Source organism: Massilia sp. R2A-15, assembly GCF_030704305.1.
GTDB lineage: Bacteria > Pseudomonadota > Gammaproteobacteria > Burkholderiales > Burkholderiaceae_D > JAFCUW01.
Map to the genome: position 1 here is coordinate 3,744,825 of NZ_CP131935.1, position 26,322 is coordinate 3,771,146.

General features: G+C 65.6%; 23 protein-coding genes. 13 read left to right on the plus strand and 10 right to left on the minus strand.

Going from position 1 to position 26,322, the window contains the following annotated elements; translation table 11 throughout:
* Positions 1–12: 12 nt before the first annotated feature.
* Positions 13–1,746, minus strand: a complete 1,734-nt coding sequence (locus tag Q4S45_RS17140) for a proline--tRNA ligase (RefSeq protein WP_305506323.1) — start codon at positions 1,744–1,746, stop codon at positions 13–15.
* A 213-nt stretch (positions 1,747–1,959) separates the two neighbouring features.
* On the opposite strand from Q4S45_RS17140, the gene Q4S45_RS17145 reads away from it, so the two are divergent.
* The 3 genes from Q4S45_RS17145 to Q4S45_RS17155 all read left to right on the plus strand — a co-directional run bounded on the left by Q4S45_RS17145 (position 1,960) and on the right by Q4S45_RS17155 (position 4,726).
* The gene (locus Q4S45_RS17145) at positions 1,960–2,571 is read left to right on the plus strand and encodes an RNA pyrophosphohydrolase (protein ID WP_305506325.1); all 612 of its coding nucleotides are present in this window, start codon (positions 1,960–1,962) and stop codon (positions 2,569–2,571) included.
* A 149-nt stretch (positions 2,572–2,720) separates the two neighbouring features.
* The gene (locus Q4S45_RS17150) at positions 2,721–4,250 is read left to right on the plus strand and encodes an aspartyl protease family protein (RefSeq protein ID WP_305506327.1); all 1,530 of its coding nucleotides are present in this window, start codon (positions 2,721–2,723) and stop codon (positions 4,248–4,250) included.
* Between the two features lie 47 nt (positions 4,251–4,297).
* Entirely contained in the window at positions 4,298–4,726 is a 429-nt protein-coding gene (locus Q4S45_RS17155; protein ID WP_305506329.1) for a DUF1841 family protein, read from the plus strand.
* Positions 4,727–4,866: 140 nt separating this feature from the next.
* Here Q4S45_RS17155 and Q4S45_RS17160 read toward each other — a convergent pair whose 3' ends face one another.
* Together Q4S45_RS17160 and Q4S45_RS17165 are read right to left on the minus strand one after the other, a co-directional pair.
* On the minus strand, positions 4,867–5,211 hold the full coding sequence (locus Q4S45_RS17160) for a cytochrome c (RefSeq protein WP_305506332.1): 345 nt from the start codon (positions 5,209–5,211) through the stop codon (positions 4,867–4,869).
* Between the two features lie 10 nt (positions 5,212–5,221).
* Positions 5,222–5,548 carry a cytochrome c gene (locus Q4S45_RS17165; protein ID WP_305506334.1) on the minus strand — a complete coding sequence of 109 codons (327 nt, stop codon included), beginning with the start codon at positions 5,546–5,548 and terminating at the stop codon, positions 5,222–5,224.
* Positions 5,549–5,699: 151 nt separating this feature from the next.
* Here Q4S45_RS17165 and Q4S45_RS17170 point away from each other — a divergent pair, with 151 nt between their 5' ends.
* The 5 genes from Q4S45_RS17170 to Q4S45_RS17190 all read left to right on the plus strand — a co-directional run bounded on the left by Q4S45_RS17170 (position 5,700) and on the right by Q4S45_RS17190 (position 10,809).
* Entirely contained in the window at positions 5,700–6,566 is an 867-nt protein-coding gene (locus Q4S45_RS17170) for a MoxR family ATPase (protein ID WP_305506336.1), read from the plus strand.
* Positions 6,567–6,570: 4 nt separating this feature from the next.
* Positions 6,571–7,158, plus strand: coding sequence for a GNAT family N-acetyltransferase (locus Q4S45_RS17175; RefSeq protein ID WP_305506343.1), 588 nt, complete (start codon positions 6,571–6,573; stop codon positions 7,156–7,158).
* The gene (locus Q4S45_RS17180) at positions 7,152–8,321 is read left to right on the plus strand and encodes a VWA domain-containing protein (RefSeq protein ID WP_305506345.1); all 1,170 of its coding nucleotides are present in this window, start codon (positions 7,152–7,154) and stop codon (positions 8,319–8,321) included. Before Q4S45_RS17175 ends, Q4S45_RS17180 begins: the two co-directional genes overlap by 7 nt.
* A 192-nt stretch (positions 8,322–8,513) precedes the next feature.
* Complete coding sequence (locus Q4S45_RS17185) at positions 8,514–9,704, plus strand: cation:proton antiporter (RefSeq protein WP_305506347.1); 1,191 nt, start codon at positions 8,514–8,516, stop codon at positions 9,702–9,704.
* The gene (locus Q4S45_RS17190) at positions 9,694–10,809 is read left to right on the plus strand and encodes a YbdK family carboxylate-amine ligase (protein WP_305506349.1); all 1,116 of its coding nucleotides are present in this window, start codon (positions 9,694–9,696) and stop codon (positions 10,807–10,809) included. Before Q4S45_RS17185 ends, Q4S45_RS17190 begins: the two co-directional genes overlap by 11 nt.
* Before the next feature lie 79 nt (positions 10,810–10,888).
* Here the strand turns inward: Q4S45_RS17190 and Q4S45_RS17195 are convergent, their stop codons facing one another.
* Positions 10,889–11,827, minus strand: coding sequence for a gamma-glutamyl-gamma-aminobutyrate hydrolase family protein (locus tag Q4S45_RS17195; RefSeq protein ID WP_305506351.1), 939 nt, complete (start codon positions 11,825–11,827; stop codon positions 10,889–10,891).
* A 51-nt stretch (positions 11,828–11,878) separates the two neighbouring features.
* A complete protein-coding gene (locus tag Q4S45_RS17200; protein ID WP_305506353.1) occupies positions 11,879–12,706 on the minus strand; it encodes a two-component system response regulator in 828 nt (275 codons plus the stop codon).
* 289 nt (positions 12,707–12,995) lie between these two features.
* On the opposite strand from Q4S45_RS17200, the gene Q4S45_RS17205 reads away from it, so the two are divergent.
* Complete coding sequence (locus Q4S45_RS17205) at positions 12,996–14,993, plus strand: DNA topoisomerase IV subunit B (RefSeq protein ID WP_305506354.1); 1,998 nt, start codon at positions 12,996–12,998, stop codon at positions 14,991–14,993.
* Between the two features lie 66 nt (positions 14,994–15,059).
* Positions 15,060–17,456, plus strand: coding sequence for a DNA topoisomerase IV subunit A (gene parC / locus Q4S45_RS17210; protein WP_305506355.1), 2,397 nt, complete (start codon positions 15,060–15,062; stop codon positions 17,454–17,456).
* A 59-nt stretch (positions 17,457–17,515) separates the two neighbouring features.
* Here the strand turns inward: parC and Q4S45_RS17215 are convergent, their stop codons facing one another.
* Complete coding sequence (locus Q4S45_RS17215; RefSeq protein ID WP_305506357.1) at positions 17,516–18,436, minus strand: LysR family transcriptional regulator; 921 nt, start codon at positions 18,434–18,436, stop codon at positions 17,516–17,518.
* A 117-nt stretch (positions 18,437–18,553) separates the two neighbouring features.
* Here Q4S45_RS17215 and Q4S45_RS17220 point away from each other — a divergent pair, with 117 nt between their 5' ends.
* Entirely contained in the window at positions 18,554–19,312 is a 759-nt protein-coding gene (locus tag Q4S45_RS17220) for an SDR family oxidoreductase (protein WP_305506359.1), read from the plus strand.
* Between the two features lie 164 nt (positions 19,313–19,476).
* Here the strand turns inward: Q4S45_RS17220 and Q4S45_RS17225 are convergent, their stop codons facing one another.
* The 3 genes from Q4S45_RS17225 to Q4S45_RS17235 form a co-directional block, all read right to left on the minus strand.
* Positions 19,477–19,962 carry a hypothetical protein gene (locus tag Q4S45_RS17225; protein ID WP_305506361.1) on the minus strand — a complete coding sequence of 162 codons (486 nt, stop codon included), beginning with the start codon at positions 19,960–19,962 and terminating at the stop codon, positions 19,477–19,479.
* 252 nt (positions 19,963–20,214) lie between these two features.
* Complete coding sequence (locus Q4S45_RS17230) at positions 20,215–21,630, minus strand: IgA Peptidase M64 (protein WP_305506363.1); 1,416 nt, start codon at positions 21,628–21,630, stop codon at positions 20,215–20,217.
* A gap of 79 nt (positions 21,631–21,709) precedes the next feature.
* Entirely contained in the window at positions 21,710–22,963 is a 1,254-nt protein-coding gene (locus Q4S45_RS17235; protein ID WP_305506365.1) for a cyanophycinase, read from the minus strand.
* A 334-nt stretch (positions 22,964–23,297) separates the two neighbouring features.
* Here Q4S45_RS17235 and Q4S45_RS17240 point away from each other — a divergent pair, with 334 nt between their 5' ends.
* Entirely contained in the window at positions 23,298–24,416 is a 1,119-nt protein-coding gene (locus tag Q4S45_RS17240) for a succinylglutamate desuccinylase/aspartoacylase family protein (RefSeq protein WP_305506367.1), read from the plus strand.
* Positions 24,413–25,804, plus strand: a complete 1,392-nt coding sequence (locus tag Q4S45_RS17245; RefSeq protein ID WP_305506369.1) for a YfcC family protein — start codon at positions 24,413–24,415, stop codon at positions 25,802–25,804. The genes Q4S45_RS17240 and Q4S45_RS17245 overlap by 4 nt, the downstream gene beginning before the upstream one ends.
* A gap of 1 nt (position 25,805) precedes the next feature.
* Here the strand turns inward: Q4S45_RS17245 and Q4S45_RS17250 are convergent, their stop codons facing one another.
* The gene (locus Q4S45_RS17250) at positions 25,806–26,231 is read right to left on the minus strand and encodes a GNAT family N-acetyltransferase (RefSeq protein WP_305506371.1); all 426 of its coding nucleotides are present in this window, start codon (positions 26,229–26,231) and stop codon (positions 25,806–25,808) included.
* Between the last annotated feature and the right edge of the window lie 91 nt (positions 26,232–26,322).

The window sequence follows — 26,322 nt, forward strand, 5'->3', positions numbered from 1 at the left end:
TCACGGCAGGTTTCACTGGGCCAGCTTGCCCTTGATGAACTCGACCATGCCGGCCACCGGCACCGCGGTCGCTTCCGCGTCGCGGCGGCCCTGGTACTCGAGGTTGCCTTCCTTCAGGCCGCGCTCGCCGATCACGATGCGGTGCGGCACGCCGATCAGTTCCCAGTCGGCGAACATGGCGCCCGGACGCAGGCCGCGGTCGTCGACGATCACGTCCACGCCGGCCGCCTGCAGTTCGGCGTACAGCTTCTCGACCTCGGCCTTGACCATCTCGCTGCGGTCCATGCCCATCGGGCACAGCACCAGCTCGAACGGCGCAATGGCGGTCGGCCAGATGATGCCCTTGTCGTCGAAGTTCTGTTCGATCGCCGCGCCCAGGATGCGGGTCACGCCGATGCCGTAGCAGCCCATCTGCAGCGGCGCCGGCTTGCCGTTCTCGTCGAGGAAGGTGGCTTTCATGCTTTCCGAGTACGCGGTGCCCAGCTGGAACACGTGGCCCACTTCGATGCCGCGCTCGATCGCCAGCACGCCCTGGCCGTCCGGCGAGGCGTCGCCTTCGATCACGTTGCGCAGGTCGGCCACGATCGGCTCGGCCACGTCGCGGCCCCAGTTGGCGCCGGTGTAGTGGAAGCCTTCTTCATTGGCGCCGCAGACGAAGTCCGCCATGTTGGCGACCGTGCGGTCGGCCACCACCTTCACAGGCTGCTTGCAGCCGATCGGCCCCAGGTAGCCGGGTATGGTGCCGTAGCACTCGAGGATCTCGGCTTCAGTGGCGAAGCGGTGCGCCGCCAGGCCTGGCACCTTGGCCACCTTGACTTCGTTCAGTTCGTGGTCGCCGCGCAGCAGCAGCATCCAGTTTTCCTTGACCTGCTTGCCGTCGACTTCCTTCTCCACGGTCAGTGCGATGGTCTTGACGGTCTGCGCCAGGTCCAGGTTCAGCAGCTTGGCGACCTGCTCGCACTTGACGGTGTCCGGGGTCGAGGTCTTGGTCAGCGCCTGCGCCGCGGCGGGACGGCTGGCGGCCAGCGGCATCGCTTCGGCCGCTTCCATGTTGGCCGCGTAGTCCGAGGTTGGACAATAGACGATGGCGTCTTCGCCGGTGCTGGCGATGACGTGGAATTCATGCGAGCCGGTGCCGCCGATGGCGCCGTTGTCGGCCGCCACCGCGCGGAACTTCAGGCCGAAGCGCTGGAAGATCTTGGTGTAGGCGTCGAACATGACCTTGTAGGAGGCCTGCATGCCGGCCAGGTCGCGGTCGAACGAGTAGGCGTCCTTCATGGTGAACTCGCGCCCGCGCATCAGGCCGAAACGCGGACGGCGCTCGTCGCGGAACTTGGTCTGGATGTGATAGAAGTTCAGCGGCAGCTGGCGGTAGGACTTGATCTCGGTGCGCACCACGTCGGTGATGACTTCCTCGGACGTCGGCTGGATCGCGTAGTCGCGGCCGTGGCGGTCCTTCACGCGCATCAGCTCCGGGCCCATCTTGTCCCAGCGGCCGGTTTCCTGCCACAGCTCGGCCGGCTGCACCAGCGGCATCAGGAGCTCGATGGCGCCGGCCTTGTTCATCTCATCGCGAATGATCGCTTCGACCTTGCGGATCACCCGCAGGCCCGTCGGCATATAGGTATAGATGCCGGATCCGAGGCGCTTGATCATGCCCGCGCGCATCATCAACTGGTGGCTGACGATCTCGGCGTCGGACGGCGCTTCTTTTAGAGTTGAAATAAAAAATCGGGAGGCGCGCATATCGATGAATTCTTTTTAAAAAGAGAGAGTTATAATCAACCTAATTTTAAAGGATTAGCTGGCCGATGCGTCCAATCTTTGTACAAATGGGTCCGATTCTCCGGCTCCCGCCGTTTTCGCGCGTCGAAAACCAGGCGGGACCGGGCGCTGCCTGTCGGATTTGTAGGTAAAAACAGAAGAAGCACGCGCTGGCAGAAAGTTTCGAGGTGAATCATGCTCGACCGTGAAGGGTTTCGGCCCAACGTCGGCATCATCCTGCTGAACGCCCAGAACGAGGTGTGGTGGGGGAAACGGGTGCGCGAGCACTCGTGGCAGTTCCCGCAAGGGGGCATCAAGTATGGAGAGACGCCGGAACAAGCGATGTACCGCGAGCTCGAGGAAGAAATCGGCTTGCGCCAGGAGCACGTCAAGATCGTGGGGCGCACCCGCGACTGGCTGCGCTATGAGGTGCCCGATCATTTCATCAAGCGTGAAATCCGCGGGCATTACCGTGGGCAGAAGCAGATCTGGTTCCTGCTGCGCATGGTCGCGCGCGACAACGACGTCAACCTGCGCCTGACCGACCATCCCGAGTTCGACGCCTGGCGCTGGCACGACTACTGGGTGCCGCTGGACGTGGTGATCGAGTTCAAGCGGGACGTGTACCAGCGCGCCCTGCAGGAACTGTCGCGCTTCCTGACCTGGCCGGCCAACGGCGGGCACACGCACGAGCGGCGCCATACCGCGCGCTACCTGCGCCAGCCGCACGCGCCACGCCAGCCGGCGCCGGCCGAACCGGCGCGCACGGCGGAGTCGCAACTGGTGCTGGCGCCGCACAAGGAATAGCGCGGCTCAGGGGTCTGGTCCTGCGGACCTGCCCCCATTCGCTGTGCACACGCCACAAGATGGGGTCAGGTCCGCAGGACCAGACCCCGGCGCTATCTTTTTTTGTGGCAACCTTGATTTTTACGCAAATCCTTGCGTTAGAATCTTGCATGCCTACATCATTCCTGCGCGGCGCCCTGGCGCTTGCCCTCTCCGCCCTCCTTTCCTCCAACACCTTCGCCGCCGACAAGGCCGCCTGCCAATACGTCCAGATCGGCCAGCTGCCGCTGCGCTATCTTGGCGAATGGTTCCATCCTGCCGTCGACGGCTTCATCAACGGCAAGCCCGCGCCGATGATGGTCGATACGGGATCGAACAAGACCTGGCTGACCAACCAGCTCGCCGAGCGGCTGGATCTGCGCCAGCGCGCCACCGGCAATATCGTCAAGGGCGTCGGCGGCGAAACCCGCCTCTACAGCGCCCGCGTCGACGATTTTCAGGTGGGGCCGACCCATACCGGCAAACGCTACTTCGAAGTGATCGGCGAAACGGGCATGACGCCGGAGTTCGACGCCCTCGTCGGCGCCGATTTCCTGTTCCAGGCCGACGTGGAGATTTCGCTCGCCGAAAAGGCTGTGCGCTTCTTCCGTCCGACCAACTGCAGCGGCGACAGCTACCTCGCGTACTGGGGCGACGCGGTCGAGGTGCCGTTCACCGGCACCTTCTTCGAAAGCCGCAATCCGACCTTCACGGTGGAACTGAACGGCGTCAAACTCAACGCCATCATCGACAGCGGCGCCTCCAGGAGCTTCGTGTTCATCGGCGGCGCGCGCAAGGCGGGGGTGAATACCGACTCGGCCGGCGTCGTCAAGGTACCCGGCGCGAGCGGCATCGGTTCCGAAACGCTGGCGCAGTGGCGCACCGTGTTCAAGACCCTGTCGATCGGCGGCGAAGTCATCCGCGACGCCGAACTGAACATTTCCGCCGATCCGAACACCGGCCGCCAGGACGCCGACTTGCTGCTGGGCGTCGATTTCCTGCGCTCGCACCGGGTGCTGTTCGCGATGGACCAGCGGCGCCTCTACATTTCCTACCTCGGCGGCGACATCTTCTCGCGCGACTCGGTGGCGATCGAGCCTTGGCTGCAGAAAGAGGCCGACCAGGGTAATCCGAACGCGCAGTACGCGCTCGCCACCAAGTACCTGGCGGGCAGCGGCGCGGCGCATGACGCGGCGGCAGCAGCGGTCTGGATGGACAAGGCGGCGCACCAGGGCCATCCGCGCGCTGCATACCAGGTTGGCACGTGGATGCTGCATTCCGGGAAATCGGCCGAATCGGCCGCGCTGTTCCGCAATGTGCTCAGCAAGCATCCCGACGAGCACCGCGCCGCGCTGTTCCTGTTCCTGGCGCAGCTGCAGGGCGGCGACAGCGCCGGGGCGGCGCGCGACCTCGCGGCGCACTTCGCGGACGACAAGCAGCGCAACTGGCCGGCGCCGGTAGCCGATTTTTATCTCGGCCGCATCGACGCCGCCCAGCTGGTCGCGCTGGCCGGCAAGAAGCAGGCGAACACCAGGTTCTTCACCTGCGACGCAAAACTCCTGGTATCCGAACTGGCGGGTGCGCAGGGCGACAAGGACAAAGCCAAAACGCTGGCCGATGCCTGGCGCGCCGAATGCGGCCGCCCCGCGCCGAACATCTGAGCACTTGCTACAATGGCGGTCCTGCCATGCCTTGACCGCCTTTTCCCATGTTCGCACCCTCCTCCGACGACGTCCGCCGCTTTTTCTGCGAAACCTTCCGCAAGCAGCGGGCCGGCGAGATCCTCAGCCCGATGGAGGGAATCGCCGGCGACTGGATTGCACTGCATCCCGAATACGCCGACACGCTGAGTGACGCCGACGCGGCGCTGGCGCGCGACTACTCGGTCGAAGGCGGCCAGACCAACCCTTTTCTGCACCTGTCGATGCACCTGTCGATTTCCGAACAGGCGTCGGTGGACCAGCCGCGCGGCATTCGCGACGCCATCAATGCGCTTACCGCCCGCCTCGGCCAGCACGACGCGCACCACCAGATCATGGAGTGCCTGGGCGAGATGATCTGGAATTCGCAGCGCAACGGCGTGCCGCCGGACGCCGAGGCGTACGTCGAATGCGTGCGCAAGCGCGCGGCGCGGTAAAGTTTTGGGGTCAGGTCCGCCGGGCCTGACCCCGAAGTTGGACCGCGGCCTGGACGCCGTCCGGCCATATTAGACGCCACATACAAAAACGGGGTCAGGTCCATCGGACCTGACCCCCTTTGTATTTCAGCGTCGGCGAATCAGCGGTGGCCAGTCGCCAGCGTGGACGGCAGGCTGCCCAGGTAGGCGGCGATATCGACGATGTCCTTGTTCGACAGTGGCTTGACTTGGCCGCCCATGATCGGGTTGCTGCGGCCGTTGGCGCCGTCGCCGCGCTTGTAAGCGGTCAGCGCGTGCGCGAGGTAGTCGGGATGCTGGCCAGCCAGCTTCGGATAGCTTGGATCGACCGGCTTGTTGAAGTCCGCGCCGTGGCAGGCCGCGCAGCTGTACTTCTTGACCAGAGCTTCGCCGCTGGCGATGTTGCCGCCCGCGGCAGCGTTGAACGAGACCACGGCCGCAGCCAGCGCAATAATCATTTTTTTCATGGGCGTGTCCTTATTTATGCGTGGTCTGCGAATAGTACGCAGCGACGTCGGCGATGTCCTGGTCGGACAGGCCGGCGGCGATGCCGCGCATGGACGGATGCTTGCGCTCGCCCTTCTTGTACGCGTTGAGCGCACTCTCGATGTACTTGGCCGACTGGCCGCCGATCATCGGCACCCGATACACTTCCGGGAACGAGGCCTTGTATTCAGGGATGCCGTGGCAGCCGATACACATTTCTACCTTGGCAGCTGCAGCCTTGGGATTTCCGACGATGTCTGCCGCGGCGGCGACATGAGCAACGCCGGCGAGCACGAGAAGTGCGAAGATTTTTTTCATAGGTTGCAAAGGTAAAGAGTAATCGGGTGCTAGCGCAAAAGTTACAATTTAGTCTACCAGCACGCGATTCTAACTGAAGACCGTCAGGCAGTCCACAATCGCCGCTTGGCTTATACTCGATCCAATTTCCATCATTTTCGGCACCGACTCCATGCACGCTCATCATTCACCGCCGCCGCGTTTCGAAGGCACCGACACCTATGTCGCCACCAGCGACCTGAAACTGGCGGTCAACGCCGCCCTGACCCTGCAGCGCCCCCTGCTGATCAAGGGCGAACCGGGCACCGGCAAGACCATGCTGGCCGAGGAAGTGGCCGACGCGCTGGGCATGCCGCTGATGCAGTGGCACATCAAGTCCACCACCAAGGCGCAGCAGGGCCTGTACGAATACGACGCCGTCTCGCGCCTGCGCGACTCGCAGCTGGGCGACGAGCGCGTGCGCGACATCCACAACTACATCGTCAAGGGCGTGCTGTGGCAGGCCTTCACCGCCCCCGAGCCGGTGGTGCTGCTGATCGACGAAATCGACAAGGCCGACATCGAGTTCCCCAACGACCTGCTGCGCGAACTCGATCGCATGGAGTTCTACGTCTACGAGACGCGCGAGATGGTCGTCGCCAAACACCGGCCGCTGGTGATCATCACCTCCAACAACGAGAAGGAGCTGCCGGACGCTTTTCTCCGCCGCTGCTTCTTCCACTACATCAAATTCCCGGACAAGGACACGATGGAGGCGATCGTCAAGGTCCACTATCCGAGCCTGAAGCAGGACCTGCTGGCGCAGGCGCTGCAAAGCTTCTACGAAGTGCGCGACGTGCCCGGCCTGAAGAAGAAGCCGTCGACCTCGGAATTCCTCGACTGGCTGAAATTGCTGCTGGCCGAAGACATCGGCCCGGAAGCGCTGCGCAGCAAGGACACCAAGGCAGTGGTGCCGCCGCTGCACGGCGCGCTGCTCAAGAATGAGCAGGACGTGCACCTGTTCGAGCGCCTGGTCTACATGTCGCGCACCAACCGCTGACGCCATGATCCAGGTCGATCCCGTCACCCTCGAAGCGAACGGCGTGCGGCTCGAACCGCTGGCGCCGCATCACGCCGACGGCCTGCGCGCCGCCGCCCGCGACGGCGAACTGTGGAAGCTGCGCGTGACCTCGGTGCCCGAGCCGGACCAGGTGGAGGCCTACATCGGCGCGGCGCTCGACATGCCGGGCCGGCGCGCGTTCGCCGTGCTCGAAGGCGACACCGTCATCGGCACTACCAGCTACCACGACATCGTGCCGGCCGTGGACCGGGTCGAAATCGGCTGGACCTGGTATGCGAAAAGCCGCCAGCGCAGCCACGTCAACAGCACCTGCAAGATGCTGCTGCTGGCGCACGCCTTCGACACGCTCGGCTGCGCGGTGGTCGGCCTGCGCACCGATAACTTCAACTACGCCTCGCAGGCGGCGATCGAGCGGCTCGGGGCGAAGAAGGACGGCGTGATCCGCCACCACCATCCGCGCCGCGACGGCACCGTGCGCGACACCGTCATGTACAGCATCGTGCGCGGCGAGTGGCCGGAAGTGCGCGCCCAGCTGGCCTACCGACTGCAGAAGCACGGCACATCATGCTGATCGATTTCTTCTTCACGCTGAAGGACGCCAAGATCCCGGTCACGATCAAGGAGTTCCTGACCTTGCTCGAAGCGATGGAAAAGGACCTCGCCGGGCAGTCGCTCGACGAGTTCTACTTCCTTTCGCGCCTCGCGCTGGTCAAGGACGAGGCCCACTTCGACAAATTCGACCGCGCGTTCGCACAGTACTTCAAGGGCATGAACGGCGCCTTCGAAGCCAACAGCGCGATCCCGCTCGACTGGCTGCTCAAGCGCATGGAGCGCGAGCTGACGCCCGAGCAAAGGGCCGCGCTGGAGAAATTCGGCTACGACAAGCTGATGGACCGGCTCAACCAGTTGCTGAAGGAGCAGAAGGAGCGCCACGAAGGCGGCGGCAAATGGATCGGCACCGGCGGCACTTCGCCGTTCGGCAATGGCGGCACCAACCCGGAAGGCATCCGAATCGGCGGCGCCGGGCGCAACCGCACCGCGGTCAAGGTGTGGGAGCAGCGCGCCTACAAGGACTACGACGCCGAGCGCGAACTGGGCACGCGCAACATCAAGGTCGCGCTGCGGCGGCTGCGCAAGTTCGCGCGCGAAGGCGCCGAGGAAGAACTGGCGCTGGACGCGACCATCCGCGCCACCGCAAGCAATGCCGGCTGGCTCGACATCAAGATGCAGCCCGAGCGCAAGAACAAGATCAAGGTGCTGATGCTTCTCGACGTGGGCGGCAGCATGGACGACCATATCGAGCGCACCGAGGAGCTGTTCTCGGCGGCGAAGACGGAATTCAAGAACATGGAGTTCTTCTACTTCCACAACTGCGTCTATGACTACCTGTGGAAGAACAACCGGCGCCGCAACGCCGAGCGCTTCCCGACCTGGGATATCCTGCGCAAGTACCCGCCGGACACCAAGCTGATTTTCGTCGGCGACGCGACCATGAGCCCGTACGAGGTGCTGGCGCCGGGCGGGTCGGTCGAGTACAACAACGAGGAAGCCGGCGCCGAGTGGCTGGCGCGCTTCTGCAACGCCTTCCCGAAATTCATCTGGCTCAATCCGGAGCCGGAGGGCGTGTGGCAGTACAGGCAGTCGATCTCGGTCATCAAGCAGATCATGAACAACCGCATGTTCCCCTTGACCATCGACGGCCTCGAGCGGGGCATGCGCCTGCTGAGCAAGTAAGACCGTCGCACCAGCGCAGGCGGAAACGCATGCGTTTCCCCCATGCTGAGCCTGCGACTCGGCGCATCATATTCAGCATGGGTGCCTGCCTTCGCAGGCACGACATTCGATACGTTGGCGTTCTGGTAACGTGCCACGTCCTCCTCCACCGTCTTGTAGAATCGGCCATCACCGACTCGCACAGGACACCCCATGCCCGACCTGCTGTCGATCCTGACCAGCCTCGCCTGGCCAGTAGCCATCGCTCTGGCCTGGCTGGCCGGCGAATTCGGCCAGCACTTCACCGGCCTGCCGCGCGTCACCTTCTACGGCCTGGTCGGCTTCGCGCTGGCCAGTGGCCAGGTCGGCATCCTGCCCGTGCCGAACGGCGGCGCCGCGCTGGTGGCGGCCGATATCGCCTTCGGCCTGATGCTGTTCGAACTGGGCTACCGCATCAACCTGCGCTGGTTCCGCACCAATCCGTGGCTTGGCGTGGCCAGCCTGGTCGAAGCGGGCGCCACCTTCGCCGGAGTGCGATGGATCGCCCTGGCCTTCGGCACCGAGCCGACCACCGCGCTGATGCTCGCGGCCCTGGCGATGGCCACCTCGCCGGCTACGGTGGTGCGCGTCGTCAACGAGCAGCGCGCCTCCGGGCAGGTGACCGAGCGCGTGATGCACCTGGCCGCGGTGAACTGCGTGCTGGCCGTCTTCGCCTTTAACCTGGTGGTCGGCTACTGGATGTTCCGCAGCACCGAAGACCTGGGCGAAGCCGCGTGGCTCAGCTTCCGCTCGCTGGTAGTCTCGGGCCTGGCCGGCGCCTTTGCCGGCGTCGCCGTCTCCGCCCTGCTGCGCGCGCTCGGCAACCTGGCGCAGGACGCCACGGTCGCTTTCGCGCTGTCGGTGATCCTGCTCGTCTCGGTGACCTACACCTTCCGCCTTTCCCCGGTCGTCGCCGCGCTGGCCTTCGGCCTGACCGCGCGCCACCGCCGCGTCGCCTACGGCCAGGCTCAGCGCAGCTTCGGCGCCCTTGGCGACCTGCTCACCGTGCTGCTGTACGTGTATTGCGCCTCCATGCTCGACTGGCGCATCGTCACCGCCGGCCTCGTTCCGTCGCTGGCGATGGTGGCGGTGCGCCTGGTGACCAAGACCGCGGGCGTGGCGCTGTTCTCGCCGCTGTCCGGCATCTCGTGGCGCAAAGGCGCGCTGACCGGGCTGGGACTGGCGCCGCTGTCGATCTTCATCATCCTCGTGCTCGAACACGCGCGCGTGAGCGGCGTGGCGCTGCCGGCGGCCGCGCAGGCGATGGCGGCGGTCAGCCTGCTGCTTGAACTTGGCGCGCCGGTCATCCTGCAGCGCGCCCTGGTGTGGGCGCGCGAAACTCCGGAGGGTCAGCATGGCGCTTGAACCGTTCGCCAAATCGAATGCGCTGACCTTCGGCGTCGAACTCGAACTGCAGCTGGTCAGCCTGTCCGACTTCGACCTGACGCCGGCCAGTCCGGACCTACTGCACCTGCTGGCGCAGAAGCCCTTCCCCGGCAACGTCACGCCGGAGATCACCGAGAGCATGATCGAGATTAATTCGAGCGTGCAGACCCACCACAAGCCGCTGCTGGCCGAACTGCGCGCGATCCGCGACACGCTGGTGGCGGCGGCCGACAAGCTCAATATCGGCATCTGCGGCGGCGGCACGCACCCGTTCCAGCATTGGTCCGAGCAGAAGATCTATCCGAAGCAGCGCTTCCAGGAGCTGTCGGTGCTGTATGGCTACCTGGCCAAGCAGTTCACCATCTTCGGCCAGCACGTGCACATCGGCTGCAGCTCGGGCGACGACGCGCTGTTCCTGCTCCATTCGCTGTCGCGCTACGTGCCGCACTTCATCGCGCTGTCGGCGTCGTCGCCGTTCGTGCAGGGGCGCGACACCCTGTTCGAATCGGCGCGGCTCAATTCCGTGTTTGCGTTTCCGATGAGCGGGCGGGCGCCGTTCTGCCTGCGCTGGGACGACTTCGCCAACGTCTATTACGCCAAGATGGAAGCGACCGGCATCATCAGGAGCATGAAGGACTTTTACTGGGACATCCGGCCCAAGCCCGAGTACGGCACCATCGAGCTGCGCGTATGCGACACGCCGCTGACGGTGGAACGGGCGGCTGCGCTGGCGGGATACTTGCAGGCGCTGTGCCGGCACCTGCTGGAGCGGCGCGAAGCCGCGCCGTGCGAGGACGACTACCTGGTCTATAACTACAACCGCTTCCAGGCCTGCCGCTTCGGGCTCGACGGCGCCGTGACGCATCCGAAGACTTACCAGACGGTGGCGCTGCGCGAGGACATCCTGCAAACGCTCGAGGCGATGGAGCCGCACGCGGAGTCGCTGGGCGGGTCTTCCGCCCTCGCCCACTTGCGCGACGTGGCCAACGGCGCCAGCGACGCCAACTTCCTGCGCCAGCAATTCGGGCGGCACGGCGGATGCGAAGGTGTGGTGGACGAGGCGATCCGCGTTTTCCGCGGCTGAATGAAGATGGGGTCAGGTCCGCAGGACCAGACCCCGGGCCAGCGCAGGCGGGGTCTGGTCCTGCGGACCTGACCCCAATTCAAAATCGCGTCTCGCGCGCGGCGCGCAGGAACTCGTCGAGGATCGGCGTGCAATCGAGCAGTTCGCGCCCGCCGGCGCGGTGGAACTCGGGATGCCACTGCAGCCCCATGACGAAGTCGGCGCGCTGGTAGCGGATCGCCTCGATCACGCCATCCGGATCCGACATCGCCTCGATCGCGATATCGCGCCCGAGGTCCTTGACCGCCTGGTGGTGGATCGAATTGACGACCGGCCGCCGCTGGTCCGGAAACAGGCGGCCGAGCGTGGATCCCGGCGCGAACACGATCGCATGCTTGTGCGCGTCGTATTCGTCGTTCACGTGCGCCAGCGCCTCCGGAATGTTGGTCACCACGTCCTGGTACAAGGTGCCGCCGAATGCCACGTTGATCAGCTGGCAGCCGCGGCAGATCCCCAGCACCGGCTTGCCGGCATCGACGAATTCATGCAGCAGCTCGAGTTCGTACAGGTCGCGCGCGCGGTCGCCACCCCACTCCGGGCGCGTGGCGACTTCCGAATAGGTCTGCGGCGACACGTCGGCGCCGCCCTGCAGCACCAGCCCGTCGAGGTGGCGAGCGTAGTGGCGCAAGGTGATGTTGCTCGGATGGAGCAGCCCGTTGGTGTTGACCGTCGGGACCATGAACACCAGCACGTCGCGCGACATCACCCATTGGGCAATCGACTCTTCCAGGTACTGCAGGTTCTTCGAGCGCAGCCCGGTGGAGCCCGGCTCGGGATGAAAAATCCGCGCCGACACGCCGATGCGCAGGGTGCGCCGCATGAAGTCGCGGCTGAAGCGGTCGCGCAGCGCGCGAAACCGCGACGACAGCACGCGCCCGGCCAGCGCCAGCGGCGTGTCGCCGCGACGCTGCCAGCGCGGCAGGTCGCCGGGTTCGCGCCGGTCCGGCAAGCGGCCCGGCGGTTGTTCTGGTTCTGTCATTGGCGCCCCGTGGTGGTGGAACGGGTCTGACCCGCGGGTCGGCCCCATGTGTCAAGGCAGCGACATCAGCTTCTTGATCGCCGAGTACAAATGCCGGTCGGCCACCGGCTTGTCGAGCAGCCCGCGCACGCCGACCGCGCGCGCGCGCGGCGCGTCGTAGTTAAAACTGCGCCCGACCAGGAACACCACCGCCGTGCGCGCCGCCGCCGGCAGCCCCTTGACGTCGGCGCACAGCCGGTACGGATCGACCTGCGGCGTCGAGGTGTTGATCATCAGGACCGACACCGCCGTCTCGTCGCACAGCCGCAGCGCGGCGCCGGCGCTGTCGGTCCACTCGACCGGCCAGCGGCGCGGCCCGAACACCTTGGCCACGTGGTCGCGGAAGGCGCCGCCCTTGTCGACGATCAGGATGGCGCCCGACGGCGGCTCCTTGCGCTTCTGCTCATGCTGGGCCGGATCGGTCAGGTCGATGTCCAGCCGCGGCTTGCGGCGCCGCTCGATCACCACCGGCGACAGACCGCGCGCGGTCAGCTGGGCCAGCGCCTGCGCGCGCTTGTGCACCAGGCCGGCGAGCAGCTGGTGCATGCGCGTCCCGTCCAGCGGACGCGGCAGCTGCGGAAAGGGGAAAGCGGGAGCCGGGGAGCCGATCAGCAGGGCCGGCGTGATGTCGGTGGGGTTGGCGCCGGACAGCGCGGCCAGGGCCGGAAGGTGGTCGCCATTGACGATGTAGAGGTCGGGCTCCTGCAGGCTGTCCTCGAGCAGGCAGAAATACGACGGCCCGGGCGGCGGCGCCTGCGCCAGCGCCGCGCTGATCTCGGCGCATTCTGGCGCCTCGAAACCGATCAGGCGCACTGCGAACGGAAATTTAGAAGAATGCATGTCGACACGCCGAAGGCGGGCCAGCGGCCATGTGGCGCTGCCTCGCTTTGAATCTAGTCATAATTGCGCCGGCTGGCAAGCACAATCACTCTGGTACAAGGTCGTTCCGCGTCAAACCGACCGCAACGCGATCCTAACTATTTTCTGCATTTCGTGGCGGTCGATTGTAAACACGCCCGACAATTGCGTAGAATATCGCCGGGAAAAGACTGTGTTTTTATCCAGTTACCGCGCAGACACGATAGAATGCGCAGGCATTTCCCAATTCAAATTACAAGTTTGACCAAGTATGGCAACCAAAAAACCTGCATCCGACTATAGCGAAGCCTCCATCCGGGTCCTCAAGGGACTCGAGCCCGTCAAACAGCGCCCGGGCATGTACACCCGGACCGAAAATCCCCTGCACATCATCCAGGAAGTGATCGACAACGCCTCCGACGAGGCGCTCGGCGGCCACTGCAACCACATCGCGGTGACGGTGAACACGGACGGCTCGATCACGGTCGAGGACGACGGCCGCGGCATCCCGGTCGGCCTGCATCCCGAAGAAGGGGTGCCGACGGTCGAGATCGTCTTCACCCGCCTGCACGCCGGCGGCAAGTTCGACAAGGGCTCGGGCGGCGCCTACGCGTTCTCGGGCGGCCTGCACGGCGTCGGCGTGTCGGTCACCAACGCGCTGTCGAAGCGCCTGGAGATCACGGTGTGGCGCAAGGAACCCGACGGCAACGGCCTGCACCACCTGGTGTTCGAAAACGGCGACGTGGTCGAGCCGCTCAACTCGCGCCCCGCCCCGCGCGACGGCAAGAAGAGCGGCACCCGCGTCACCGCCTGGCCGGACCCGAAGTACTTCGACTCGCCGGAGATCTCGAAGGTCGAGTTGCAACGCCTGCTGCGCTCGAAGGCGGTGCTGCTACCGGGCGTGACCGTCACGCTGACGAATGCGAAGACCGGCGACGTCCAGACCTGGAAGTACGATGAAGGCCTGCGCGGCTACCTCAACGAGATGCTGGCCCAGACCTCGAACGGCGAAACCCTGATCCCGCTGTTCGAAGGCGCGCAGTTCGCCAACGGCGAGTCGGACGGCTTTGCCGAAGGCGAAGGCGCGGCCTGGGTGGTGGCGTGGACCGAGGAAGGCGCCGTGGTGCGCGAGTCCTACGTCAACCTGATCCCGACGCCGAACGGCGGCACCCACGAGTCGGGCCTGCGCGACGGCCTGTATGGCGCGGTGAAGAACTTCGTCGAGATGCACTCGCTGCTGCCCAAGGGCGTCAAGCTGCTGCCGGAAGACGTGTTCGCGCGCGTGTCGTTCGTGTTGTCGGCCAAGGTGCTCGACCCGCAGTTCCAGGGCCAGATCAAGGAGCGCCTCAATTCGCGCGACGCGGTGCGGCTGGTTTCGACCTTCGCCAAGCCGCCGCTCGAAGTGTGGCTGAACCACCACGTCGAATACGGCAAGAAGCTGGCCGAGCTGGTGATCAAGCAGGCCCAGTCGCGCCTGCGCTCCCTGCAGAAAGTCGAGAAGAAGAAGTCGTCGGGCGTGGCCGTCCTGCCGGGCAAGCTGACCGACTGCGAATCGTCGGACATCTCGCGCAACGAGATCTTCCTGGTCGAGGGCGACTCGGCGGGCGGTTCGGCCAAGATGGGCCGCGACAAGGAATTCCAGGCCATCCTGCCGCTGCGCGGCAAGGTGCTCAATTCGTGGGAGACCGACCGCGACCGCCTGTTCGCCAACAACGAGATCCACGACATCGCGGTGGCGATCGGCGTCGACCCGCACAGCTACGGCGACACGCCGGACCTGTCGGGCCTGCGCTACGGGAAAATCTGTATCCTGTCCGATGCGGACGTGGACGGCTCGCACATCCAGGTGCTGCTGCTCACCCTCTTCTTCAAGCACTTCCCGGCGCTGTTCGCGCACGGCCACATCTGCATCGCGCGCCCGCCGCTGTTCCGTGTCGATGCGCCGGCGCGCGGCAAGAAGCCGATCCAGAAGCTGTACGCGCTCGACGCGGGCGAACTGGTGGCGATCGAAGACAAGCTGCGCAAGGATGGCGTGAAGGAAGGCGCCTGGGGCATCTCGCGCTTCAAGGGCCTGGGCGAGATGAACGCCGAGCAGCTGTGGGAGACCACGATGAATCCGGATACGCGCCGCCTGCTGCCGGTCACGCTGGGCTACTTCAGCCAGGCCGATTCGTCGGCGCGCTTCAATATGCTGATGGGGAAAGGCGAAGCGGCCGCCCGCCGCGCCTGGATCGAAGAACACGGCAACGAAGCCGAAGCCGATATCTGATGGGTCTGGGGTCTGACCCCGCGGGGTCAGAGCCTGGTTTTCTCCCGAACTGAATTTGAAATAACCATGTCTACACAATCCACTCTTTTCGACGCCCCAGAAGCGCCAGCGGACGACATCGCGCCACCTCCTCCGCCGACCGAACCACCTCCGCCGCCGCCACCGCCGCCGGAAGACGACGGCGAGTCGCTGACGCTGTCGACCTTCGCCGAGCGCGCCTATCTCGATTACGCCGTCTCGGTGGTCAAGGGCCGCGCGCTGCCCGACGTCACCGACGGCCAGAAGCCGGTCCAGCGCCGCATCCTGTTTGCGATGAATGAACTGGGCCTGGGCCCGACCGCCAAGCCGCGCAAGTCGGCCGCCGTGGTCGGCGACGTGCTCGGCAAACTCCACCCGCACGGCGACCAGTCGGTGTACGACGCCCTGGTGCGCATGGCCCAGGACTTCTCGCTGCGCTATCCCCTGATCGACGGCCAGGGCAATTTCGGCTCGCGCGACGGCGACGGCGCCGCGGCGATGCGCTACACCGAGGCGCGCCTGACGCCGATCGCGCGCATCCTGATGGACGAGATCGACCAGGGCACGGTGGACTTCCAGCCGAACTACGATGGCTCCACCACCGAGCCGAAGACGCTGCCGGCGCGCCTGCCGATGGTGCTGCTGAACGGCGCCTCGGGCATCGCGGTCGGCCTGGCCACCGAGATCCCGTCGCACAACCTGGGCGAAGTGGCGCAGGCCGCCGTCGCCATGATCCGCAATCCGAAGATCAGCCACGCCGAGCTGATGGCGATCGTGCCTGGCCCGGACTTCCCGGGCGGCGGCCAGATCATCACGCCGGCCTCGCAGATCGCCGAGATGTACGCGTCCGGCCGCGGCAGCATGAAGGTGCGCGCGCGCTGGAAGATCGAGGAACTGGCGCGCGGCCAGTGGCAGGCGGTGGTCACCGAACTGCCGCCGGGCGTGTCGTCGCAGAAGGTGCTCGAAGAGATCGAAGAGCTGACCAACCCGAAGATCAAGCTGGGCAAGAAGGCGCTGTCGCCGGAGCAGACCACGCTCAAGCAGACCATCCTCGGTTCGCTCGACACGATCCGCGACGAATCGGGCCGCGAGGCGCCGGTGCGCCTGGTGTTCGAGCCGAAGTCGAAGAACCAGGACCAGGGCGAGTTCATGCTCATGCTGCTGGCGCACACCTCGCTCGAGTCGTCGAACTCGATCAACCTGGTGATGATCGGCGGCGACGGCCGCCCGCGCCAGAAGGGCCTGACCGATATCCTGCAGGAGTGGATCGAGTTCCGCTTCGTCACGGTGCGGCGCCGCACCGAGTTCCGCATGTCGAAGGTGGACGACCGCATCCACATCCTGGAAGGCCGCGAGGCGGTCCTGCTGAACATCGACAAGGTGATCCACATCATCCGCAATTCGGACGAGCCGAAAGCGGCGCTGATCGCCGAGTTCCGCCTGTCGGACCGCCAGGCCGAGGACATCCTCGAGATCCGCCTGCGCCAGCTGGCGCGCCTGGAAACCATCAAGATCCAGCAGGAGCTGGCCGATCTGCGCAAGGAAAAAGCCACGCTGCAGGACATCCTCGACAACCCATCGACCATGAAGCGCGTGATCATCCGCGAGATCGAGGCCGACGCCAAGCAGTTCGGCGACAAGCGCCGCACCGTGATCGAGGAAGCGCAGCGCGCTGTGGCCGAGCAGAAGGTCATCGACGAGCCGGTCACCGTGATCGTGTCGGAAAAAGGCTGGGTGCGTGCGCGTACCGGCATCGGCCACGACGCCGCCCAGTTCACCTTCAAGGCGGGCGACGCGATGTACGGCGCGTTCGAATGCCGCACCGTCGATACGCTATTGGCCTTCGGCGACAATGGCAAGGTGTACTCGGTGCCGGTGTCGGCGCTGCCGGGCGCGCGCGGCGACGGCGTGCCTGTCACAACGCTGATCGACCTGTCGGGCGGGGCGCGCATCCTGCACTACTTCGCAGGCAGCGCGAACACCCAGCTGGTGCTGGCCTCGTCGGCCGGCTACGGCTTCCTGACCAAGGCCGGCGACATGGTCAGCCGGCTCAAGGGCGGCAAGTCCTTCTTCACCCTCGACGGCGCGACGCTGCTGCCGCCGCGCGTGGTCGCCGAAAAAGCCGGCGCGATCGCCTGCCTGTCCGAGAAGGGGCGCGTGCTGGTGTTCGGCATGGACGAGATGAAGGTGCTCACCAACGGCGGCAAGGGCGTGATCCTGATGCACCTCGAGCCGAAGGAGACGCTGCTGGCGGTCCAGCCGATTACGCAGAAGGGCGTGAACGTGATCGGCACCTGGGCCGGCGCCAAGCCGCGCGTGGTGGAGCTGTTCGCGTCCGGCCTGGAGCCGCACTTCGGCAAGCGCGCGCTCAAGGGCAAGCCGCTGGTGCAGAAGGTGAAGGCGGTCACGCTGGCGATGCGCACCACCGATTCCGACGCGGCGTAAGCGCCCGGACGGGGTCTGGTCCCGCGGAGCGACGGGGACGCCGAGTCCCCATTTTCCCGCTACAGAACCAGACCCCGATCCCCATCCACATGCGGCGCCATGATCTCGGCGATCCACTTCATGAAGCGCTGCGCGCGCATGGCGACGTGGCGCCGGTTCGGGTACAGCAGCGTCACCGGCATCGGCGGCGCGCGGTAGTCATCCAGGATTGACACAAGCTTCCCCTGCGCGAGCAGCTCCCCTAGCCCCACCAGCGGCGCCTGGATGATGCCCAGCCCCGCCAGGCAGGCGGCCTGGTAGGCGTCGCTGTTGTTGACTGCGATCGACGCGGGAACCTCGACGCTGTGTTCCTCGCCGCCCTCGATGTAATCGAAACGGGCCGCCCGGCCGGCCAGCGCCGGCGCGTAATCGACCAGCCGGTGCGACGCCAGGCCGGCGGGACTGCGCGGCGTGCCGAAGCGCGCCAGGTAGTCGGGACTGGCGCAGTTAATCAGGCCGAAAAACCCGAGCGGCCGGGCGATCAGCGACGAGTCGTCCAGCCGGCCGACCCGGATGATGCAGTCGAATCCCTCCTTCACCACGTCGACCCGCCGGTCGGTGCTCGAGAGCTCGACCTGCAGGCGCGGGTGGTCCTTGAGGAAGGCCGGCAGCTGCGGGATCACGATATTGCGCGCCATGGCGACCGGCATATCGACCCGCAGGCGTCCGCTCAGCTCCGCGGCGCCCTGGCGGAACAGCGTCTCGAGTTCTTCCATCTCATCGAGCATGTGCTTGCTCCGCTCGTAAAACGTGAGGCCGTCCGGCGTCATGTGCACCTTGCGCGTGGTCCGCTGCAGCAAGCGCGTGCCGAGCGCCGCCTCGAGCTGGCGAACCGCGGTCGATACCGCCGCCTTCGACATGCCCAGGCTGTCGGCGGCCTGCGTAAAGCTGGCCAGCTCCGCCACCCGCACAAAGATCTGCATCGTTTCCAGGCGATTCATGCTGCCTCCAATACTGTTCACGTAGAACGAACAGTGTAATCGCGGATTGCACCTTTGTTTCACCCGGTATCCACAATAAACTGGCCCCATCGCAGTCAAACCAAGGGGAAACCGATCATGGCAAGCAAACTGGCAATCATCACGGGCGGCAGCCGCGGCCTGGGCAAAAGCGCGGCACTGAAGCTGGCGCAGCAAGGCGTCGACGTCATTCTCACATATCACAGCAACGAGGCAGCCGCGCATGCGGTGGTCACCGAAATCGAGGCCGGCGGCGCGCGTGCCGCGGCCCTGCGCCTCGACACCGGCGACGTCGGCTCGTTTGCCGCGTTCGCGCAACAGCTGCAGCAGCTGATGGCGGCAAAGTGGCAGCGCGACCGCTTCGATTTCCTGGTCAATAACGCCGGCATCGGTATCCATGCACCCTTCGCCGAGACCACCGAAGCGCAGTTCGACCAGCTGTTCAACATCCACTTCAAGGGCGTGTTCTTCCTGACCCAGCAACTGCTGCCGCTGATCGCCGACGGCGGGCGCATCGTCAACGTGTCCACTGGCCTGACCCGCTTCGCGCTGCCTGGCTATGCGGTCTACGCGTCGATGAAAGGCGCGGTCGAAGTGCTGACCAAGTACATGGCGAAGGAGCTGGGCGCGCGCGGCATCGCCGTCAACGCGATCGCGCCGGGCGCCATCGAAACCGATTTCGGCGGCGGCGCGGTGCGCGACAACGCCCAGCTCAATGGATTCGTGGCGTCGCAAACCGCGCTGGGAAGGGTCGGACTGCCGGACGATATCGGCGGCGCGATCGCCAGCCTGCTCGGTGAGAACAGCGGCTGGATCAATGCTCAGCGCATCGAAGCGTCGGGCGGGATGTTCGTCTGATGTCAGGGGGCAGGTCCGCCGGACCTGACCCGGGGGTTGCCGCGACAGCAAGCATTTCGTCGAATCGGAGTGCGGCACCAACACCGGGGTCAGGTCCGCAGGACCAGACCCCAAACAAAAAGGACAGCTCGCGCTGTCCTTTTTGTTTTACCGCGAAGCCCGGATTACTTGGCTTCGGCTTTCTTCGCGTCGGCAGCCGCTTCAACTTTCTTTTCGGTGGCCTTCGAGTGAGCGATGGTCTTTTCCTTCTTCGCTTCGACAGCAGCCTTCTCGGCTTTTGCGTCGGCTTTGGCCATGGTCTTCTCGGCCTTCATGTCGGCCTTGGCAGTCTTCTCTTCGGCCTTGGCTTCGGCTTTCATCTTGTCGTCCGGTGCTGCCTTGGCGACGTCGGCGGCTGCCTCGGCGTGCTTCTTCTGTGCCTTGGCGTGAGCCTTGGCTTTCTTCGTTTCAGCTTTCACAGCTGCCTTCTGGGCTTTTTCGTCGGCTTTCGCGACATCCTTGGCTTCAGTGGCTTCGGCCTTCACAACCTTCTTGTCGGCCTTCGCATCCGCCTTGACCACGGCAGGAGTGGCTGGCGCGGTGGCAGGAGCCTGGGCGTACACCGAAGTAGCGAACAGACCGGCGATCAGGGCAGCGAGTACTTTATTCATGGTGAAAATCCTTTAGTGATAAGTGGGGGAGCATCTGGGACGTTGTGGGCCAGGCCTTCGCAGGCGTCAGTCCGGCGTCTTCTTTCATTTCTCGTCCAAAACTTTCGTTCAGGAACGATGACAGAATATGACGTTATAACAACGGGATCTGTACGCTACCGTACACAATCAAGTCCTGCTGTTATGCACTCAACGGCCCGCCTAACGCTCCGGTTGACACAAACATTCCGCTCCGCCACCCCCACATATCGGCTACTTTCGCCCCGGCGCCCGGGCGTAGAGGTCGATTATCGTGCTGATCGCGTCCTGGCACACGTTACAGAAAGTTTCACTTCTGTCGAACATGATGCACTGCATCTCCGGACGGTAGTAGCCCTTCGCCTCGTAATTGGCCCCCTCGAACGCGCCCACCTGGTGCTGGTGCGGCGCCTTCGAGAACAGCGCCCGGGTGTGTTCCAGGTCCTCGCGGAACAGCGCGCTCATTGCCGATTCCGGACGATTCTCCTTGCGCAGCGCCGCGCGGCGGGCCTGGTAGGCGCGCGAGTACTCCTCGTACTCGGCTTTCGGCCACGGCGTCGGCAGCGGGGTGCCCGCCTTGACGAACTTCTTCCATTTCAGCTTCGCCGGGTCGCGCAGCGCGGTCGCATTCGGCTCCCACGGTTCCATTCGCGCGCCGCTCGACTGGTACGCCACCGGCGAGGTGTAGTACTCGTCGGCCAGGCCGGCGAAATGATGGCCGAATTCGTGCACGAACAGGTAGTTGGCCCAGTCGTTGCTGGCCGCCGCGGTGCTGAACTGGCCGAAGATGCCGCCGCCGCCGTAGGTGTCGTTGTTGACCAGGATTTCGATAAACTCGTACGGCGCGTACTGGGCGATGTCGCGCAGCGCGCGGTTGTCGAGCGTGAGCACATAGCGCTCGCTGCCGAAGATGTCGTAGCGGGTGCCCAGCGCCGACGCATGGTGCACGCCGGTCGAGGGCCGCGTCACGCCGGACTCCGGCGTCGGCACCGCCATCGCCCACACGTTGAAGTCATTGGCGCGCTCGCGGAACGGCGAGACCTGGAACAGGTGGTCGGCCAGGCGGCGCGCGTCGGCCTCGAACTTCTTCATGTCGGCCGCGGTGTAGCCGTCGCCCAGCACCAGCAGGTCGACCTTTTGCGGCGACGGACCGCTGACCCGGATCGGGATCGGCTGCGCCGGCGCCGGCGCCTGCTTGCGCACGACATCCGGCGCCTTCGGATCGACGTCGGCGCTCCACACCACGGAAAACTGGTTGCGTTCATCGCGCTTGAGGATGCGCACGCGCACCGGCTTGCCCTGATCCGGGAAGCGCACCGACTCGTGGAAGCCGCGGCTGGACTTGTTGGCCTCCTCGGTGCTGCGCCACTCGCCGAAGATGGTCGAGAAGCCGCGCGAGTACAGCAGGTCGCCGGTCTGGGCGTCCACCACTTCGACCTTGTTGTTGCCGCGGTTGGTGGTGTCGATGTTCTGCGCGAGGTCGCCGGGCCAAGGCAGCGGCTCGACCAGCACGCGTTCGATCGCATAGCTGTCGGACAGCGCATTGCCGGTATGGAGGTAGTCGACGCGGATGGTGGCCGGGGCCTGGGCGTGGACGGCCGTGGTGACGGCCAGCGCCAGCGCGCCGGCCAGGAATCGAATCAGGGACATGCTGCTCCTCGCGGATTAAGGTAGAGCAGCATTGTAAAACTAAAAAGGTGTCAGGTCCGCAGGACCAGACACCCTCCTTCTATTCCTGCCCGCGCACCTCGGCGTAGCCAGGCCGCTCGTTCTTGTACTGGTACAGCGGCAGCCGGATCTGGATCGGCCGGATGTCGAGTCGCACGTTGTACACCGAGACGTTCTCGGTCAGGTCGGACGTATATCCCACGCTGTCGCGCGCGCGGCTGAAGCGAAATTCGAAGCCGAGGTCGGGCTGCACGCTGCGCGGACTGCCGAGGGTCAGGCCGATCGCCTCGGGCTGATCGCTGTCGATCAGCTTGCCCATCAGGTCCACCACCGTCGCATTGCCCAGGATGTCCGCGTTGAACAGCGGCTCGCGGTAATACGGCTTGGCCGGATCGAGCTTGCCGGCGCGCTTGTCGGGCGACGGCGTGAACTCGCCGCTGGCGATGTTGAAGCGGTCGCCGGTGTCGAGGTAGCTGACCTTGGCGTTGGTCAGGTTGAAGGCGCCCGGCTCGGTGCTGGCGCTGTGCAGGTCGATCACGAGCGCGCCCTTGTAGCCGATGATCTCGACCTCGCGCGTCGGCCCGACCACCATCGCGGTGTTCTCGTCAATGCCGAGGCCCAGCTTGTAGCCTTTCTTGAGCATCGCCGGCAGCATGCGCGCGAAGCGCCCGCGCACCAGCAGGTGCTGGTCGACGAACACGTCGTCGCCGATGAAGCCCAGGCCCGGTGCGATTTCATGGCCCTCGGCCACGCCCTGCTTGAGCGTCGCCAGCACGGTCTTCGGCTCGTCGAACATGGTGCTGCTCATGATCGCCGCGCCGGCGCTCGATCCGGCAATGACGCCGCCGTTGCGGTACATCTCCCACAGCGCGTCGAGCACCAGCGAGTTGCTGCCGTCGGGACGGCGCAGCGCGCGCGTGATGCGGCCCTGGTCGCCGCCGGCGAAGTAGGCGCCACCGGCCTTGCGCACCGCCGCCGCCAGTTCCGGGTCGTCGGCCGCCGCCAGGTAGTCGGTGCCGGCCAGCTTCACCGCGACCGGGATGAAGAAGGCGTCGGCGCCATACGCGTTGAGCATCGCCATGTTGAACTTGGCCGCCGCCTCCGGGTTGGCCGAGGCCGATGCGAACACGGCGATGCGCGCGCCCTCGCCGCCGGCCAGTCCGACGATGCGGCTCCATACCGCGCCATTATCCGGGCGCAGCGCGCCGCCGACGATCACCAGCGAGCCTTTCGGCGCCACCGGATCGCCCGCCTGCGCGAACCCGCCGAACGCCAGGCTGGCCAGCAGCGCGGCGCGGACCAAGATCGTCAACATGATGCTTCCTTCCAAAAAAAAGGGTGAGCAGTTCGCTCACCCGACGGCGTCGCACGGCGCATGGCCGCTGCGCAGGGTGCGCACGCCGGCTGGCGCTGCGGCCACGGACATCCGTGTTAGTCGGGTCATAGCCTTAACCAATCATACTCGTTATCAAAAAAACACGGCGCAAGGCTGATCGTATCCAGCATACCTATCCATGCCTGCGGCGGCTTGCCGGTGCGCAAACGACGTGGGCTCAGCCGTGGAGGCCCGGCCCGGGATTCGTATCGGCTTGTCGTTACGCTAATAGTTATGCCACACTGTGCCTTCGTCATCTGTTACCGCGCACACCATGCAAGCACATCGACATCAAATATCGCGCCCCGAGAGCGGCGGCAATTACCAACTGTCCAGCTTCCATTTCGGCAAGCCGGGCCAGGGCAAGAAGGTTTATATCCAGGCCGCGCTGCACGCCGACGAGGTGCCGGGGATGCTGGTGTCGCAATTTTTGCGCACGGAACTGGCCGCGCTCGAGGCGCAGGACAAGATCCTCGGCGAGATCGTGCTGGTGCCGGCCGCCAATCCTCTCGGGCTGGCGCAAGCGATCCACGGCGCCCCGTTCGGCCGCTTCGACCTGTCCACCGGGACCAACTTCAACCGCGCCTACAAGCACGTGGCCGAAGACCTGAAGGTCTCGCTCGAAGGCAAGCTGGGGCCGGACGCCGGCGCCAACGTCGCGCTGCTGCGCGAGCATGCGCGCGCCTCGGTGGCCAGCTGGGAGCCGGCCACCGACGCCGAAGCGCTGAAGAAAATCCTGCTCGGCATGGCGATCGACGCCGACATCGTGCTCGACCTGCACTGCGATAACGAAGCCGTCGTCCATATCTATACCGGCACGCCGCTGGCCGACGCGGTGGCGCCGCTGTCGGCGCTGATGGGCGCGCACGCGGTGCTGCTGGCGCTCGAGGCGGGCGAGGAGCCGTTCGATGAAGCCTGCAGCCGCCTGTGGTGGGACCTGGCGGCGCACTTCGGGCCGAAGACGCCGATCCCGATGGCCTGCCTGTCCACCACCGTCGAACTGCGCGGCGAGATGGACGTCAGCTACGAGCTGGCGCAGCGCGACTCGCACGCGCTGCTGCAATTCCTCGGCCACAGCGGCGTGATCGACGTGCCGCTGGAAACGCTGCCCGCGCCGATCTGCGAGCCGACTCCGCTCGAAGGCGTCGAGCCGGTCAACGCCCCGCACGCCGGCGTGCTGGTATTCCTCAAGCAGCTGGGCGACAGGGTCGCGGCGGGCGAGCCGATCGCCGACCTGATCGACCCGGTCAGCGGCAAGGTGACGAAGCTGGCGCCGACCGTGCCGGGGGTGTTCTTCGCGCGCACCGCGCACCGCCACCTGTTGCGCGGCATGGCGGTCGGGAAGATAGCCGGCGCCAAGGCTTTCCGCGCCGGAAAGCTGCTGTCGCAATGAGGAAGCACCTGCGCCTTCCCAACACCTTCGTCCTGCTGTTCGCCATCCTGGCGATGATCGCGCTGGCTTCGTGGTTCGTCCCCGGCGGCCAGTACGACACGCACATGGTCGACGGCCGCGCGCTGGTCGAGCCGGGCACCTTCCACTACATCGCCAGCAAGCCTCAGGGCCTGGTGGCGCTGATGATGGCGCCGATCAAGGGCTTCGTCGATGCGGCGCTGATCATCGGCTTCGTGCTGATCGTCGGCGGCGCCTTCTCGGTGCTGCAGAAAACCGAGGCGGTCGACTCGATGATCCGCTCGGTCGCGCGCGCCCATGCCCGCTCGCCCGCCGTGCGCGTGGCGCTGATCCCGGTCTTCATCACCTTGTTCTCGCTGGGCGGCGCCACTTTCGGCATGGCCGAGGAAGCGATTCCCTTCATCCTGATCTTCGTGCCGCTGGCGCTGGCGCTGGGCTACGACTCGGTGGTCGGCGTGTCGATTCCTTTTGTCGGCTCGCAGGTCGGCTTCGGCGCCGCTTTCCTGAATCCCTTCAACGTCGGCGTCGCGCAGGGCATTGCTGGCGTGGAGGTGCTTTCGGGCATGGGCTACCGGATAATCGCCTGGGCCGCGGCCACCCTGCTCACCATCGTCTTCATGATGTGGTACGCGGCGCGCATCAAGCGCGACCCGACGAAGAGCCCGACCTACGCGCTGGACCTGGAGAAGCGCAATGAGCTGGTGCCGGACATCGACGCGCTGGCCGGCATGACGCCCACCCATGGCGCGGTGCTGGCGCTGTTCGTCGGCGCGCTTGGCGTCATGGTGTTCGGCGTGGTGCAGTATCACTGGTCCATCGAGGAGATCGGCGCGCTGTTCCTGGTGATGGCGATCGCCATCGGCATCGTCGGCCGGCTCGACGCCGACCAGTTCGTGGCCGCCTTCATCCAGGGCGCCCGCGACCTGGTGACGACCGGGCTGGTGATCGCGCTGGCGCGCGGCACCGTGATCCTGGCGCGCGACGCCCACATCATCGACACCATGCTGCACGGCCTGCTGCCGCTGATGCAGTCGTCCTCTCCCATCATCGCGGCGCAGAAGATGTACGTCATCCAGTCGGTGATCAACTTCTTCATCCACTCCGGCACCGGCCAGGCCGCGCTGACCATGCCGATCATGGCGCCGCTGGCCGACCTGGTGGGCGTGACGCGCCAGACCGCGATCCTGGCGTTCCAACTGGGCGAACTGAATACCCCGATGCTCCCGACCTCGGGCGTCACCGTCGGCGTGCTGGCGCTGGCGCGGATTCCCTGGCTGACCTGGGCGCGCTGGATGGTGCCGCTGCAGCTGCTTTACCTGGCGCTGGCGCTGGCCCTGCTGGTCCCGCCCGTCCTGATGAACTGGCAGTGAGTCAGGAAAGGTAGATGTTCGGGAAGTAGCGTTCCATCAGCGTTTCCGGGCGCTGCGGCGGCGCGAAGCCGAACTTCTCGAACAGGCCGCTGGCGGTGCTGGTGGCTAGGGTGAAGCGGCGCAGGCCTTTCAGGCTCGGGTGGTTCATCACCGCCTTCATCACCTCGCTGGCGTAGCCGCGGCCCCGGTATTCGGGGATCACGAACACGTCCACCAGGTTGCCGAAGGTGGCGAAGTCGGTGACCACGCGCGCGAAGGCGACCTGGCGGCCGTCGACGTAGCCGCCGAAGCACAGGGAGTTTTCGATCGCGCGGTCGACGACGGCGCGGGAGATGCCGACGGCCCAGGTCGATTGCTCACTGAGAAATCGGTAAATCAGCGGAACGTCGAGCTCCGCCCGGTCGGTACTGATCTGTAGGCTGGACATGGGGATATCCTGTAAAAAAGCCAATTCTACAGACTTTCCGAAGTGGGGGGTCTGGTCCTGCGGACCTGACCCTATTTTGATTTTTTACCGC

Bases quoted from the DNA above. Each gene is read 5' to 3' on its own strand.
- Q4S45_RS17140 (WP_305506323.1), bottom strand. From the start codon at position 1,746: ATGCGCGCCTCCCGATTTTTTATTTCAACTCTAAAAGAAGCGCCGTCC.
- Q4S45_RS17145 (WP_305506325.1), top strand. From the start codon at position 1,960: ATGCTCGACCGTGAAGGGTTTCGGCCCAACGTCGGCATCATCCTGCTG.
- Q4S45_RS17150 (WP_305506327.1), top strand. From the start codon at position 2,721: ATGCCTACATCATTCCTGCGCGGCGCCCTGGCGCTTGCCCTCTCCGCC.
- Q4S45_RS17155 (WP_305506329.1), top strand. From the start codon at position 4,298: ATGTTCGCACCCTCCTCCGACGACGTCCGCCGCTTTTTCTGCGAAACC.
- Q4S45_RS17160 (WP_305506332.1), bottom strand. From the start codon at position 5,211: ATGAAAAAAATGATTATTGCGCTGGCTGCGGCCGTGGTCTCGTTCAAC.
- Q4S45_RS17165 (WP_305506334.1), bottom strand. From the start codon at position 5,548: ATGAAAAAAATCTTCGCACTTCTCGTGCTCGCCGGCGTTGCTCATGTC.
- Q4S45_RS17170 (WP_305506336.1), top strand. From the start codon at position 5,700: ATGCACGCTCATCATTCACCGCCGCCGCGTTTCGAAGGCACCGACACC.
- Q4S45_RS17175 (WP_305506343.1), top strand. From the start codon at position 6,571: ATGATCCAGGTCGATCCCGTCACCCTCGAAGCGAACGGCGTGCGGCTC.
- Q4S45_RS17180 (WP_305506345.1), top strand. From the start codon at position 7,152: ATGCTGATCGATTTCTTCTTCACGCTGAAGGACGCCAAGATCCCGGTC.
- Q4S45_RS17185 (WP_305506347.1), top strand. From the start codon at position 8,514: ATGCCCGACCTGCTGTCGATCCTGACCAGCCTCGCCTGGCCAGTAGCC.
- Q4S45_RS17190 (WP_305506349.1), top strand. From the start codon at position 9,694: ATGGCGCTTGAACCGTTCGCCAAATCGAATGCGCTGACCTTCGGCGTC.
- Q4S45_RS17195 (WP_305506351.1), bottom strand. From the start codon at position 11,827: ATGACAGAACCAGAACAACCGCCGGGCCGCTTGCCGGACCGGCGCGAA.
- Q4S45_RS17200 (WP_305506353.1), bottom strand. From the start codon at position 12,706: ATGCATTCTTCTAAATTTCCGTTCGCAGTGCGCCTGATCGGTTTCGAG.
- Q4S45_RS17205 (WP_305506354.1), top strand. From the start codon at position 12,996: ATGGCAACCAAAAAACCTGCATCCGACTATAGCGAAGCCTCCATCCGG.
- parC (WP_305506355.1), top strand. From the start codon at position 15,060: ATGTCTACACAATCCACTCTTTTCGACGCCCCAGAAGCGCCAGCGGAC.
- Q4S45_RS17215 (WP_305506357.1), bottom strand. From the start codon at position 18,436: ATGAATCGCCTGGAAACGATGCAGATCTTTGTGCGGGTGGCGGAGCTG.
- Q4S45_RS17220 (WP_305506359.1), top strand. From the start codon at position 18,554: ATGGCAAGCAAACTGGCAATCATCACGGGCGGCAGCCGCGGCCTGGGC.
- Q4S45_RS17225 (WP_305506361.1), bottom strand. From the start codon at position 19,962: ATGAATAAAGTACTCGCTGCCCTGATCGCCGGTCTGTTCGCTACTTCG.
- Q4S45_RS17230 (WP_305506363.1), bottom strand. From the start codon at position 21,630: ATGTCCCTGATTCGATTCCTGGCCGGCGCGCTGGCGCTGGCCGTCACC.
- Q4S45_RS17235 (WP_305506365.1), bottom strand. From the start codon at position 22,963: ATGTTGACGATCTTGGTCCGCGCCGCGCTGCTGGCCAGCCTGGCGTTC.
- Q4S45_RS17240 (WP_305506367.1), top strand. From the start codon at position 23,298: ATGCAAGCACATCGACATCAAATATCGCGCCCCGAGAGCGGCGGCAAT.
- Q4S45_RS17245 (WP_305506369.1), top strand. From the start codon at position 24,413: ATGAGGAAGCACCTGCGCCTTCCCAACACCTTCGTCCTGCTGTTCGCC.
- Q4S45_RS17250 (WP_305506371.1), bottom strand. From the start codon at position 26,231: ATGTCCAGCCTACAGATCAGTACCGACCGGGCGGAGCTCGACGTTCCG.